Source organism: Fibrobacter sp. UWB1 (assembly GCF_002210325.1).
Taxonomy (GTDB): domain Bacteria; phylum Fibrobacterota; class Fibrobacteria; order Fibrobacterales; family Fibrobacteraceae; genus Fibrobacter.
This window is the reverse complement of record NZ_MWQL01000021.1, coordinates 1-13832: the sequence shown is the minus strand read 5'-3', so window position 1 is coordinate 13832 and position 13832 is coordinate 1. Positions and strand designations below refer to the sequence as shown.

Here is a 13832-nt window from a genome sequence, read left to right as displayed (position 1 = left end):
GCAGCATCCTTTGAGGTATGAGGTCGCTCCACCTTATAGGTGTCGCTTTGAGGTTTCCTCTCCAAAAAAAATACAAAAGAGGCTCCTAGACGGAGCCTCTTCTTAATCTCAAAGCGAAGCGAGCTCAAAGGCGCTCTGCGCCGAGCCCATACCTCACAACCTATTTAATCGTCCAAGTCTGCTTGTTCACTTGCAGTATCTTTCTGCCCTGCACCTGAGCGGCTGCATTACGCACGTCAGCTTCGCTGACCGGGAGTTTAGCCTTCCACATTACGCGGCCCTGCATATCGAACAGCGCCACGGCACCGCGGTTTGCAAGGATTGCGCTCTGCCAGTTCATCTTCGGGGCAGCGGCAATCGCCGGCTTGATAGAGGCCTTCGGAGCTTCGTCGGCAATCAGCACCAGCGTGTACTTCACATAAGTGGTAGAATCAGCAGCCTTCACGTCGAACCTGATTACCGTACCCTTGGCAAGGCTATCCTTGCTTTCGGCGATGAAGAGATTGTCTTTCTGTTCCCAGGTCAGGTTTTCCGCCAGAGTCTTGGATTCCGTAATCGTGAAGACCAAGGTATCACCATCCGGATCAGTCACGAAGTCATTCAAGTCGATTGTATCTTTCCAGACGCCAGCGCCAATGTACAAGGTATCCAGCAGTTTGTCAAGCAAAGGCTTGTCATTCACGCATTCGATCGAAACCGGAATAGCAACGTCAACGGATCCGCCGCGAGAGTTCTTGGCCGTCAAGATAAAGTTCGTTTCACCACAGGCGTTCTTCACGGAACCCAGCACAAAGTACTTTGTCGTCGTATTCATCACCGGGTTCAGCAGGCTATCTTCGGAACGAACCGCAAAGGTCAGCTTGCCCTTATCCTTTTCATCCGTGAACCAGTCCTGCAGATCGAGAATTCGAATCTGTCTGGTCGAAAATTCTTCCTTCAGGTTTGCAAAACGCTTGGTAATCGACGGCAGCGAATCTTCGATAAATACAGGCGGCTGTACAATCGTGAGAATCACTGCTGCCAATTCAGAGGTATCGCCTTCTGCATTGACAGTGACATACGTAAACATGTCTTCTTCGGCAGCGTCAACCGATTCGTAAGTGAACGAACCGTCTGCAGCAAGCGTAACCTTGCCAGCACCCGCATTGTCCTTCAGGACAGCCGTAAGCTTGGACTTCGCGTTATCGGGGTTCTTGTCGTTCTTGAGAACGCCTTCGGCAGCAGAAATCTTTGCCACGGCACCTGCACTTACATTATAGGCATCATCTACAGCAATCGGCGGGTCTGCCACCGGAGTCACCTTCACATAGAACGAGACCGAAGCCGTATCCTTGCCGTCGACAGCAAACATCGTCACCTTGGCAATGCCTTCCGCATTGTCAACCGGGAACAAGTCGATCAAATGGTTCGAACCCTTCCTGAGGTAAGTCGCCTTAACAACTCCACTGGTCTTCACATTGACTGTCGCTTCGGCATCGCCCACAAAGTCGGGATCAACAAAAGCAATACTTGCAACCGGGATAACGACCGTTGTCGGATCGAAATCTTCGGTCAATACAAGGGTATCGCCAAGTTTATACGTATCATCACCGAGCGTCATGGTAGAATCACCAACGACTACGGTGAGCGGGTCATTCACATTAGTCACATTAATAACCGCCACGCCAACATCACTTGTCAAGGGGTCCGTTTCCTTTATTTCGACAAGCTGGTAGGTAAAGGTATCTGCACCAAAGAAGTCCTTATCCGGGACATAGGTGAACCCACCCGTTTTTTCGTTGAATTCCAGCACACCATGCGATGTAGTAGAAACAAGCACCGGAACAAAGTCATCGTCGTCCGGGTCATAGTCATTAAGCATGACTCCGGTAGAAAGCGTCGACTTCACAAGTTTGGTTTCTTCCTTAGTCGTGTATGAGTCGTTCACGGCAACCGGCGGATTTTCGCGGTCGACCGGCGTCACGGTCAGTACATAGCCGGCAGACTTTTTAGTTGCATCAACAGCAACAACAGTCACAGAGGCTGTACCAGAGGGGTTCGCTCCCGCAACCAGGTTCACGACACCCGTTTTATTGTAAAGCGAATCGGCAAGTTTAACGGCGCCCGCTTTTTCAGAAACGACCGACACGGAATAAGAAACAATGTCTTCATCTTCGTCAGCAAACACCTTGGAGAGGTCAAGTTTCAAGGTGTCGCCTTCGTTCAAGTCCATTTCTGTCTCCGTGGCGATTAATTCAGGAGCGTGACCGCCGCAAGAGTTACCGAGGGACACTGCCGAAATAGCAATGGTATTCGTTGTCGAGTTACCGGTTTCTGCAGCGAGAGACTGCTTGTATGCGAACTGGAGAGCCTGCTGTGCAGTCAAATCAAAATCAACCGCATCGCCCCAACCTTCCTGTGTCAAGTCAGCAAAGTCAATAAAGACGGACTTCTGGGCGGTAGACTTGTTCAGTACAACACCGTAATAGTCATAGTCAGAAATAGTCGACTGCTTGAATTCGAGCCTGAACTGAGACGTTGCAGAATAGGTCAGGCAAACACCTTTATAAGCAGCGAGCGAAATTTCGCCCTCGTTCTTGGCCCAAGCAAAGCCCATGCCGGCAGCACTGCTTTCGTTCGTTGCGCTGACAGAAGCCTTTAACGTCTTGTAACCGTGTACGGAATCCGTCACGAACGAGGCTGTAGCCCCGTTTGTAGTCTTAGTCGGATATTTGTACCAGGCTCCTACAGGAGGGACCGTACCATTGCCATCTTCAGCGGACCAAACAGTCGCCGACGCTGCGTAGGCAGAACTTATCAAGGCGCCCATCACGCCCATCCACGAAATCATTTTTTTCATCATATTTGACCTCTTATGATTTCCCAAATTACCATCATTCCAAATCTATATTCTGTAGGCATATAATGCAACTTGGAATAGCGCGATTGTAATGCTTTTTTGTCCACATACGTAAACTTTTTGAAACAGACTAGGGTCGCAAGTCCGCCCCTGGCCCCCGTCAACCTAGCGAATCTAGTTCTTCGTAGCGTTCGTAAGCCTTTTCGAGCTCGGCCTCGCGGTCCGCGATTTCCTTTTGGAGTTCCACAATACGGGCCGCGTTGGTGAACACCTCGGGCTTGGAAAGTTCCGTCTGGCGTTCGGAAATTTCGGCTTCCAGTTTCTCGATTTTTTCGGGCAAGGCGGCGTATTCGCGCTCTTCGTTGTAACTGCGCTTTTTCTTTTTCGCGGCCGCAGCCCCGGTACTCTGAGGTAGCGCCGCACCGGAATTCTGCGCGGCCCTCGCCTGCTTTTCAGCTTCTTTTTCGGCAGCGATACGGGCTGCGTTTGCGGCTTCCTTGTCGCGGACTTTTTTCTTGGCTTCGTAGTCGCTGTAACCGCCCACCGATTCAAAAACGTTTCCGCCGTCTTCGATCGCCAAGATGCTTGTCGCAACGGAATCCAGGAAGGCGCGGTCGTGGCTTACGGTAAGCACGGTTCCCTTGTAGTCGGCCAGGAGTTCTGCGAGCAGGTCGAGCGTTTCCATATCCAAGTCGTTGGTGGGTTCGTCAAGCACGAGCACATTACTCGGGTGACTGAATAGGCACGCGAGCAGCAGGCGGTTACGTTCTCCGCCACTCAGGGCACTGATCGGGCCACGGGCGCGATCTGCCGAGAAAAGGAAGTCTTGCAGATAACTTAATACATGGCGTTTGGCGCCATTCAACATCACGTACTGCTGGCCATCGGCAATGTTTTCTACAAGCGACTTGTCTTCGCGGAGGCGGGTACGCATTTGGTCGAAATAGGCTATTTGCAAGTTCGTGCCGAGGCGTACTTCGCCGGTATCGGGAGTGAGTTCGCCCAAAATCAGGCGTAAAAGCGTCGTCTTGCCCGAGCCATTCGGGCCCACGATTCCAATGCGGTCTCCGCGGGAAACCTCCGTCGAAAAACTGCTAATGAGGGGTGCTCCGTCGTAAGAATAACTCACGTCGGTGAGTCTTGCCACCAGGCGCCCCGAACGGTCCGCCTCGGTAATCTGCATGTTCACGTTGCCCGTTCGGGTGCGGCGCGCTGCACGTTCTTCGCGCATTTTGATGAGCGCGCGCACGCGGCCCTCGTTCCGGGTCCGCCTCGCCTGGATTCCCTTGCGAATCCAGACTTCTTCTTCGGCCAGGCGCTTGTCGAAAAGTGCATTCGCCTTGTCTTCTTCGGCCAAAGCCTGGTCGCGGAACTGCACAAACTTGTCATACGGAAAGTCCCAGCTGCGAACACGCCCGCGGTCCAAGTCGAAAATACGGGTAGCCACACGGCGCACAAAAGTGCGGTCATGGCTTACAAAAAGCAAGGCACAATTCAGGCGGGTCACGATTCCTTCGAGCCACTGGATAGCCGGAATGTCCAAGTGGTTCGTGGGTTCGTCTAGCAGCAACAAGTCCGGGTCCTGGGCCAGCGCCTGGGCAAAAAGAACCCGGCGTTTTTGGCCTCCGCTCAGGCTATCGTACAAAGCCTCGGCGTCTATCCCCGTCTTGCCCAAAATCGCCTCGGCATGGGTATCGTGGGTGCCATCGGCAAGCACCCCCTGCATTACCACGTCGCGGACCGTCCCCTCGATATGGGCGGGAATTTCCTGGATCATGCGCGAAATCTTGAGGCCGGACTTCTTGACGATATCGCCCGACTGCACCTCGGCCTCGCCCGAGAGCACTTTCAACAAAGTGCTCTTGCCGCAACCATTGCGGCCGACCAGACAAATCCGGTCGCCGGCCTCGATGTCAAAGCTCACGTTATCGAGCAAGGGCGCATTCGCCCCGATGCGTAAAAGAAGGTTTTGGGCAGAAAGAATCGGCATACATTCCCAAAAATAAAAAGTTTTACGCTTTCTCAAAAAAAATTTTTGTATAATTAAAAGCATGAAAACATTTTCGCTGTCTAACCGCTTCGCTATTGCAATTCTCGCAGGATCCCTGGCAGTCGCTAACGCTTTTGCGCAAGGTGATTTTGAAGGCTCCGGCGAGGTTCCCGACCCCAACTGCGTAGGCGACGGATGCGGGTACGTATCTGCCGATCAGGCCGCCCCGAACGAAGACGAAGACAACGCGAACTATTCTTACAGCGACAACGGCGCCACTACCGAAGAAGAGCCCTGGCCCACCTCCACAGAAGAACCCCAAGCCGACACAACCGCAAACACAACAGCCAGCGCCACCGCAACCGACACCGACAGCGAAGAAGAAGACGAAGCTCCGGAAGTTGCAACCACGAACATCGACGAAGAAGACGACGTCACTCCGCACTACATCGAAGAAAACGCGGCCGACTACCGCGCCCGCAAAGAAGGCTTCTCCAAAGGCATGCAGTTCGGTGTCCGCGCCCAGGTCGGCATCAACAAGAACCTCGGCAGCAAGGCCAGTGACTGGAACATCGGCCCCGAACTCGGCGCAGGCATCATGGCCAAGCTTCCGCTCGCCCGTTCCTTTGCCGTATCTACCGAACTCAACTTCAGCTTCCGCCATTACGGCTACGAAGGCAAATCCGAATACAAGCAAATTGACACCGACAGCGACGAAAAGACCTACAGCAAGAACGACGCTACTATCAATGAAATGCTTTTTGAAATCCCGGTCATCGCCCAGTTCGTTTTCGACGAAGACGGATTCTTTATCGGCGTAGGCGCCAACCTCGGCCTAAAGATGAGCGGCGATTCCGAAAACGAGCAGACAATCAACTTTGCCGGCACCAGGATGAAGGAAACCCGTTCCAACACCATACCGACCGTGGGCGTGGAAATTGGCGCCCTTCTTGACGTAGGCTGCGCAATCAACCGCTGGCTTGTCTTGGACCTCCGAGTTATCCAAAACTTTACAAACCTGTTGGATCTTGACCTGATCGCAGAATCCTCCCTGATGCATTCCAAGCTCTACACCATGCACGTGGGCTTCGGCGCAACGTTCCTGCTCTAAAACCGGGGCATTTCGTTACGTCCCTTTATAAGTAAACAAAAATTTCGGCACTATTTTGGGTCCTAGAATTTATTTTATAGACGGACCTTACGTGCCCTTTTATTATAATTAGACTATGGATTTTAAGAGATTGAGTGTTGCATTCGCCATGGCTTTGGCATTTTCGATGCCTGCCATGGCTCAAGATGATGATGATGAAGGTTGGGCTACAGCCCCCTCTGCCCAAAGTTCTGGCGACGACCAGTCGTACGACGGCTCTACCGACAGCGAATTTGCGAACGACGAAGAATACGCCAGCGCATATGCTCGTTACAAGGCCGAAACGACCAAGAAATCCGAAATCAACCGCATGCGTAACGAAGGTTTCCAGCGTGCCGTTTTGCTCGGTATTCGCGCCCAGGGCGGTATCAACACTTTCTTTGGCGAAAACTCTGACGGTTGGAAGATCGGCTACCAGGGCGGTGGCGGTCTCTTGCTCAAGATGAACTTCATGGTCAAGAACCTGAGCCTCGTGCCGGAACTGACCTTCAACTATAGGCATTACACCTACGAACAGGACATGGATGCCTACACCAACGAAGCGAGCATCGATCTCTTCATGTTCGAAATCCCGATCATCTTCCGCTACACCTTCGAAGATTACGACTTCTACGTGGGCCTGGGTATCAACATGGGCCTCAAGCTGAACGGTTCGTCTGAATTCAAGACCAGCGGTGGCAAGCGTGACAATACGGTCGCTACCTCCGGTATGGAAGTGGGCGGCGCCTTCGATATCGGTTACATGCTCACCCGCTGGGTCAGCGTGGATATCCGCGTGGTACAGTGCTTCACGAGCCTCCTGAACAAGACGCTCGTTGCCGAAGAAGCCTTCTATGATTCTTCGCTCAACACGTTCTATACCACTCTCGGTATAAACTTCATGTTTTAATGAAGTTCAACAAGTTTAAAAAAAAGGAGCCGCAAGGCTCCTTTTTTGTTTATTTCTTGGCGTTGAGTTTTCTTCTGAGTTGTTGGATTTCGCGTTCGATGAGCCGCTTTTCGACGGCGAAGAAGTCTTCGTTCTTCTGGATGACATTCTTGTAGATTGCATCGGCAAGTTCCGGTTCACCCGCAAGGAGCGAAAGCACGATGCAGTTACGCAGGAATATGTCGCCCATGTCGTTCATCTCGTAGCGGTCAAAGAAGTTCGCAATCAAAAGGGCAGCCTGCTTGTAAACACCCTGACGAGCAGCCTCGAGAATTCCGAATTCGTCGGCGAAGGCCCGCGGGAAAGCATTCATGGAAACAAGATCCATCGCCTTCATGTAAACCTCGTCAGAATCGCGGCATTCAATCGGAACCTTGCGAATCCATTCCACAAAGTTTTCGCGGAACGTCTGGTAGCCCACAGACGATTCAAGTTCACCCAGGCGCGGATTTTCGGACACGACGCTATCCAAGATAGCGCTGTCACCCTGAGCAATCGTATCAACCTTAACCAGCACGCGAGAGAATGAATCCTTTGCGGCCGCCGCTTCAAGTTCTTGCATGTAAGAAAGCAAGGCAGTCTTCTTAAATTCATCCTTCGGCTCTTCGAGCATCGCCTTTACGCGGGCGCCACGACGCAACTTGTAGTCCTCGGGATCCAAGTACTGTTGCCAGCAGACTTCGCAGCTGTCAAAAACATCCACGATGTGCGCTTCGGAGTGAACGAAGCGGGCTTCTTCGGCCTTGTTGTCGACCATCGGAATAAACAGGCTGTTCGGCTTCACTCCTTCGAGCAGAGATTTAAGCATCTTGTTCGTGAACAGGAAGTTCCTTTCGCCAAAGAATTCCGGATCGCGATGAATGCGGTTGAATTCTGCCACCAGCGCCGTATCCGTGGAGAATCGCCCGATGCCTTTCTGTATCACCGGTTCATCGCTCGCGATCATGATGATGTCCGGTTCGTCGGTAGACTTATACAAACTAACGTACGGGAACACCGTATCAAGTGCTTTTAAAATGTTCAGGAACATCAGGTCGTTAAATTCATAAGTCTGAATCCACTGCACCCAAAGCGCACCCGGTTTCATATAGCGTCGCATCTTGGCGTAGAATTCGTGAGCAAAAAGCCCTGCCACACCGCTCACCCACGGGTTAGAGGGCACGCTGATAATCATGTCGTACTGGCGACGGTTCGTATGGAAGAACGTCGTCGCATCGTCAATGAAAATGTGAATGCGCGGGTCATCGTAGCCGCGGTAATTCCACGGATAAAAGCCCTTCGCCAAATCCATCATGGCCTGCTCAATTTCAACGCAGTCAAAGTCCTTGAGCAAGGGGTCTGCAAGCAAGTAATGTGCGCCCATGCCGCTACCGAAGCCAACCATGGCGGCATCGTACGGTTCCGTCTTTACGGCCATCGGCATGAAGGCTGTGGCAGCCTGCGTGAGTTCATCACTAGAAATCGGAGCCTCGCGGTTTTTGCTCATACTCGCATCGGCCTTGCCGTTCGTCTTCACATAGTAATGCACCGGCGATTCGTGGAAGCTGATGGTCGCAGTCTTACCGTCGATTACCTGAATCTTTTCGTTGGGGTGCATGTTCTTGTAGCTGCGGAACACGCCCGAAGTAATGAGCGACGGATCGAACTTTATAAAGATAGCCGGCATGATCATCACGCACACCATGATGTAGAACATCACGCTGTAACGGAAGCGCTTGCGGTAAATCACCAGCAGCACAAAACCAATCGCAAAGTCAAGCAGTGCAGCTGTCACGAGTGTGCCCTTGAGTTGCAACAGGGGCAACAGCAAAAGTCCACCACCTGCAGAACCGACAATGGAACCGAGTGTATTCCAGCCGTAGACCTTGCCAATCGGGGCTTCGCTCTTGAACGCGCGCGTCAAAATCAACGTAATCAGCGGGAGCGTCATCCCCGCAAAGAAACTCGTGGGAATCATCCACAGCATCGAAAGTGCATACTTGAACAGGCTCCAGCAAACGTAACCGTCAGACGTCGGATTGAAAATCTGGTTCGCCTCGTTCATCATGCCCCAGAAGGGCTGGTGGAAATACAGCGTGCATAGCGCAAAGAACGCCATAAAGATCTGCGCCATCGAAAGCACAATCAAGCTGTCCTTTTTCAGGAGCTTGCCGCTCACCGCAGAACCCAGCGCAAGGCCCAAGATAAAGGCCGAAAGCATCTGGTCAAAGCTATGGCTCGAAGACCCAAGCAACAGCGACAGCAAGCGAATCCAGACAATTTCATAGACAAACGAAGTAAGGCCCGTAATTGCCGCAATCCAGAACCAAGTGTTCTTAGGTGGCATGGGCAACTTATGTTCGGCCACGTAATCTTCATCATGAAATTCGGGAGCGTCTTCATCTTTGGCCGGCACAGGAGACGTCGCAATACCGATAAAGCTGAACACCGCCGCCAGCAAGAAGTTGATGGACGCTGCCACACACAAGGTCGCATGGTTACCAATCTCTGGAATCAAAAGATAGCTGGTCGCCAAGATACCGATGGCAGAACCCAGGCTGTTCGTAAAGTAAAGCATCGGGAGCGAAACTTCAGCACCACTCTTGCGCATAAGACCCGCGGCAATGAAGGGGAACGTCATGCCCACCGCAATCGCAATCGGGAGAGTCGAACCTGTCGCAAGGGCGACCTTCGCCAATTCAGCCCCACGAGGCGTAAGGGAGGCTGTCCACGCAGAATCGTAGAATATCCCGGTCAGCCAAATGTACAGCGGGTGGTACGCGACACCGCCAATACCGATAGCCAGTTCCACCAAGCCATACCCAAGGAGCGGGCGCTTGGTTTTCTCGACCATCTTGCCTGCAATAAAGCTGCCTATGGCAAGGCCGCCCATATAAATGCAGAGCGTGAGCACCTGGCCGTAGCTAGAATGCCCCAAGAAGAGTTTAAGGTATCGTGCCCAAGAGCCTTCGTAAATGAGGCCCGCGAACCCGGACAGGGCAAACAGGAAATAGACTAGGATATTCATATCCTAATTATAGTAAGAAGGAATGAGCAATGGGGTCGGGCCTAACGGCCCTTTGAGCAATGAGCTGTTAAGTTGTAAAAAACGGCTTACAACTACTATTTCTTTTCGGCGTTTTCGACGGCGACTTCGGCTTTTTCAGCCGCTTTTTCGGCAGCAACCTCGGCAGCCTTGATTTCGGCCTTCCACGGGGTAAGGCCTACCACGTTGTCGACCGGGAGCGAAAACGCGATTCCCTGACCCATGGTGTCAAGTCCCGCCTTCTGGTAAAGAGCATGCAAAACGGCATCCTTGATCTTGGCGTCGACCAGAATCATGACGATTTCTTTTTCAGGCTGAATCGCGATATGGAAAAACGACTCGGCTTCCTTGTTCGCCGTACCGCGGGCATTCAGAATCGTACCGCCACGGGCACCGGCATCCTTCGCCGCTTCCATCACGGTTTCAGAGAATCCGGTATTCACAATACAAAAGATGACTTCGTGATTGAATCCGCTCATTTTTCGTTTCTCCGTACCGCATCGCGGTTGTCGCTTAAAAAGTTAAAGATGGACTTGCCGATAATGCTTGCCATCGGAATCGTATAGGCAATGCCCTTGCCGCCCACAATCGTATTGAATTTTTCGGCCAGACTTTCAAGAGCAGCCTGCAGCTGGTTTTCGCCAATCACGCTAATGATCACAGCGCGGTCCGAATCGGCAAGGCCCATGGCGGTCGCAATTTCACGCGGAGCGGTCCCTTGCCCGAACAACACCATCTGCATGTTCACGCCAAAAGACTGGATGTGGTCCATGTAAAAGTCCGCCTTGGCACGGCCCACCACCGTAATCAAAATCTTGAGGCGATTCATTGAGACTTTAGCCCGGGTGCCACGCACGATTCTGTTTCGAATTCTTTTTTCGATTTCCACAGCGTCCCCTACATAAAGTCAATAATCTGTTCATCGTCGGCATCTTGAATGCGACGCATCATCATGCGGTTACGGAGCGCCGTCGAAACGGTCGCCCTGAAACCGAGCACCTGTATCGTAATCAAGGGCGTCATCGCGACCATCGCGACAATACCGAAAGCATAATTCAAAATCGAATCGCCACCGTCACGCAGGCCCGCGCATGCACCAATCGCAAGCGGCAGAATAAAGCTAGAAGTCAACGGACCGCTCGCCACGCCACCAGAGTCAAACGCAATTGCGGTATAAAGCTTAGGCACAAAGAACGAAAGTCCGAGCGAAATAAAGTAACCCGGAATCAGGTAATAAATAATCGGGAACCCGACAATAATGCGGATCATCGAAAGACCGATCGAAATTCCCACACCCACCGAAAGCGCAATCAGCATCGAGCGCTTGGTCACCAGGCCGCCAGTGACTTCTTCGACCTGCTTGTTCAGCACGTGCACCGCAGGTTCTGCAAGCACCACCACCAGGCCAAGCACAAAGCCCGCCACCACAAGCGCACGTGGCATGGCACCCAGTTGCTTGCCCAATTCAAAACCGATCGGCATGAACCCGACCGCCACCGCCGTCAAGAACACCACCAGACCCACGAACGTGTACACAATGCCGAACGCCATCGGAGTCAATTTGGACCAAGAAAGGCGAAGCACCGTAATCTGGAGCAGCATAAAGAATATCACAATCAAGCCAAGCGCCACAAGCACTTCTTTCGCAACGCCCAAAATGACCGGCAAGAAGTTCATGCCGAGACTTGCATCAATCGAATAGGCCGATTCCGAAAGCTGATACGTCAAATCACCCTTCGAAAAAATCACGAGCCCCATGAGCGCAATAATCGGGCCCACCGAACAAAGCGCAATCAGGCCGAAGCTGTTTTCGTTTGCGTTTTTACCGCCAATGGCTCCCGCCACACCCACACCGAGGGCCATTATAAAAGGAACCGTAATCGGGCCCGTGGTCACGCCACCCGAATCAAAAGCCAGCGGAACAAAGACATCTTTTCCGAAGGTGACCATGACCATGCCAAGCATGAACAACACGAGGTAGAAAAAGATGATGATAGTCGAAAGATCTTTCTTGAACACGATCTTGATAATCGAAAGCGCCAAGAAGCAACCCACGCCAACACCAATCGTCGCGATCAAGAGAGTAGGCTCCACCGCCGCACGCACCTGCTCGGCAAGCACCGACAAGTCAGGCTCTGCAACCGTAATGAGCACACCCATCACAAAGCACACCGAAACAAGCAACTGCAGGCGCCTGGATTTGGCAAGGCCCGACCCCACATGTTCGCCCATCGGGGTCATGGCAAGGTCGGCGCCCAGGTTAAAAAGCCCGATGCCCACAATCAAGAAAATCGCACAAATAGAGAAAACAACAAGCTGTTTAAAGGACAATGACACCAGCGGCGTGCACGACACCGCAAGCACAATCAGCGTGACCGGCAAAACCGAGCCAAACGCCTCCTTCAACTTGTCCAGCAAAATCTTAAACATTTGCGGGAAATATAGAAATTAGCCAAAAAATTGTTTTGCGTAGCGGCTTGTTTTTCTAAAGCGAATTTATTAGATTAAGCCCATTCAGTCATTGCCGAACATTAAATGTTTTGCAACCTGATGGTTTTTATATGGCTTTTTAGATGGACTGCAAAATCGGTCCCTTCCCTTTAAATTAAACGCACTGAAGTGCTGCAACCGGGCTGAGTTTTTTAGAAAACTCGGTCTTAAACCGTTTTTCTCTTTGGAGAAATTACGCCCAAAAAGGCAAAGGACAACTCATGACGCAAGAAAGCAGCGTACCGGAATTCGTAATCACCAACTCCCGCGAATTTTGGGAACAGAAAACCTACGAAGAAATCAAGAAGCGTACCTATCTTGACCCCCTCTACGACGCCGCATTCAAGGCTTTCCTGAACGACGAACAGGCGTTGATTAGTTTCTTAAACGGAGTCTTCCAATTCGAAGGAGAAAATCGCATTACCTCTGTTACCATCAAGAATACGGAAATCAACATCATCTTCCCGCAAGTCAAAACTTGCAGACTTGACATCCGCGCAACGACTTCGAACGGTTACAGTATCAATGTTGAAATGCAGAAGGCAAAGCACAGCCGTTTTATTGAGCGCATCCTGTTGCAACACAGCGCATTCATGCTCCAAAGCAAGTACGAATGGGACCAGGAATTTCTCAAACAACCAACAAAGGACCTTACAGATGAAGAACGCTCCCGGCGCGAAGCATCCCGCTACGAAATCCCGCCTACGTTCGCCATCTGGGTCTGCGATTTTCCACTAGAAAAACAGGACGAATATCGTGGCACATGGGCAATCCGCAGCGAAAAGGGCTTGACAATCACCGAAAAAGTGAAGTATATTTTATATGACCTGACGCGGTTCAACAAGACGCTTGACGACGTTCAAACCGACGAAGATCGCTGGCTTTACTTGCTCAAGAACGCAGGATCGTCCAACGAGCTCCCCGATTTCGACGATAACGTCATTGCGCAAGCGATAAAACGCCTTCTTGTAAAAACCGCCTCGGAAAAACTTCTCAAGGAACAGGCAAAGAATATGGTGTTGACAGAAGAAGAACTCGATTATCTGGCCTCGCTAAAGGTCCGCGCCCGCGATGAAGGTCGCGCTGACGTCATCAGCGTCATGCAAGATGTAGGACTTCCGCCAGAAAAGATAGCCGAAGTAAAAGCTAGGCTTGACGCCCTCAAGAAATAGCATCCTTATTTAAAATTTAATGCCCGCGGAAATTAAATCCGCGGGCTTTTTATAGAATTGATTTCTTTTATTTTTTCAATTTTTCCAAGAAAGCTTTGGTTTTATTTAGTTCATCACCAGAAATTCGCGACATCAAATCTTCTATAGCAGCCAACAATTCGGTCTTAATGGGTCTACTTATTGGGTAGTGTCAAGGGTTTTTCGCAAAAATAGTTTGTTCCAACATCAGATCTAGGCT

General features: G+C 51.4%; 9 protein-coding genes. 3 read left to right on the top strand and 6 right to left on the bottom strand.

Translation table 11 applies throughout. The features are described 5' to 3' along the window. Positions 1-160: 160 nt before the first annotated feature. Both B7988_RS13045 and B7988_RS13040 read right to left on the bottom strand, forming a co-directional pair. Positions 161-2842, bottom strand: a complete 2682-nt coding sequence (locus B7988_RS13045; RefSeq protein WP_088658259.1) for an Ig-like domain-containing protein — start codon at positions 2840-2842, stop codon at positions 161-163. A gap of 157 nt (positions 2843-2999) precedes the next feature. After that, on the bottom strand, positions 3000-4829 hold the full coding sequence (locus B7988_RS13040; RefSeq protein ID WP_088658258.1) for an ATP-binding cassette domain-containing protein: 1830 nt from the start codon (positions 4827-4829) through the stop codon (positions 3000-3002). A gap of 61 nt (positions 4830-4890) precedes the next feature. Between B7988_RS13040 and B7988_RS13035 the strand changes: the two genes are divergently transcribed. Continuing rightward, positions 4891-5940, top strand: coding sequence for an outer membrane beta-barrel protein (locus tag B7988_RS13035; RefSeq protein WP_088658257.1), 1050 nt, complete (start codon positions 4891-4893; stop codon positions 5938-5940). Between the two features lie 115 nt (positions 5941-6055). Further along, on the top strand, positions 6056-6868 hold the full coding sequence (locus B7988_RS13030) for an outer membrane beta-barrel protein (protein WP_139261088.1): 813 nt from the start codon (positions 6056-6058) through the stop codon (positions 6866-6868). Between the two features lie 49 nt (positions 6869-6917). Here the strand turns inward: B7988_RS13030 and B7988_RS13025 are convergent, their stop codons facing one another. The 4 genes from B7988_RS13025 to B7988_RS13010 form a co-directional block, all read right to left on the bottom strand. Next, complete coding sequence (locus B7988_RS13025) at positions 6918-9914, bottom strand: fused MFS/spermidine synthase (RefSeq protein WP_088658256.1); 2997 nt, start codon at positions 9912-9914, stop codon at positions 6918-6920. Positions 9915-10009: 95 nt separating this feature from the next. Next, positions 10010-10411 carry a P-II family nitrogen regulator gene (locus B7988_RS13020; protein ID WP_212668322.1) on the bottom strand — a complete coding sequence of 134 codons (402 nt, stop codon included), beginning with the start codon at positions 10409-10411 and terminating at the stop codon, positions 10010-10012. After that, positions 10408-10761 carry a hypothetical protein gene (locus B7988_RS13015; protein ID WP_073321709.1) on the bottom strand — a complete coding sequence of 118 codons (354 nt, stop codon included), beginning with the start codon at positions 10759-10761 and terminating at the stop codon, positions 10408-10410. The genes B7988_RS13020 and B7988_RS13015 overlap by 4 nt, the downstream gene beginning before the upstream one ends. Positions 10762-10829: 68 nt before the next feature. After that, entirely contained in the window at positions 10830-12362 is a 1533-nt protein-coding gene (locus B7988_RS13010) for a DUF1538 domain-containing protein (RefSeq protein WP_073321712.1), read from the bottom strand. Between the two features lie 281 nt (positions 12363-12643). Here B7988_RS13010 and B7988_RS13005 point away from each other — a divergent pair, with 281 nt between their 5' ends. Next, positions 12644-13594, top strand: coding sequence for an Rpn family recombination-promoting nuclease/putative transposase (locus tag B7988_RS13005; RefSeq protein ID WP_088658255.1), 951 nt, complete (start codon positions 12644-12646; stop codon positions 13592-13594). Positions 13595-13832: the final 238 nt, after the last annotated feature.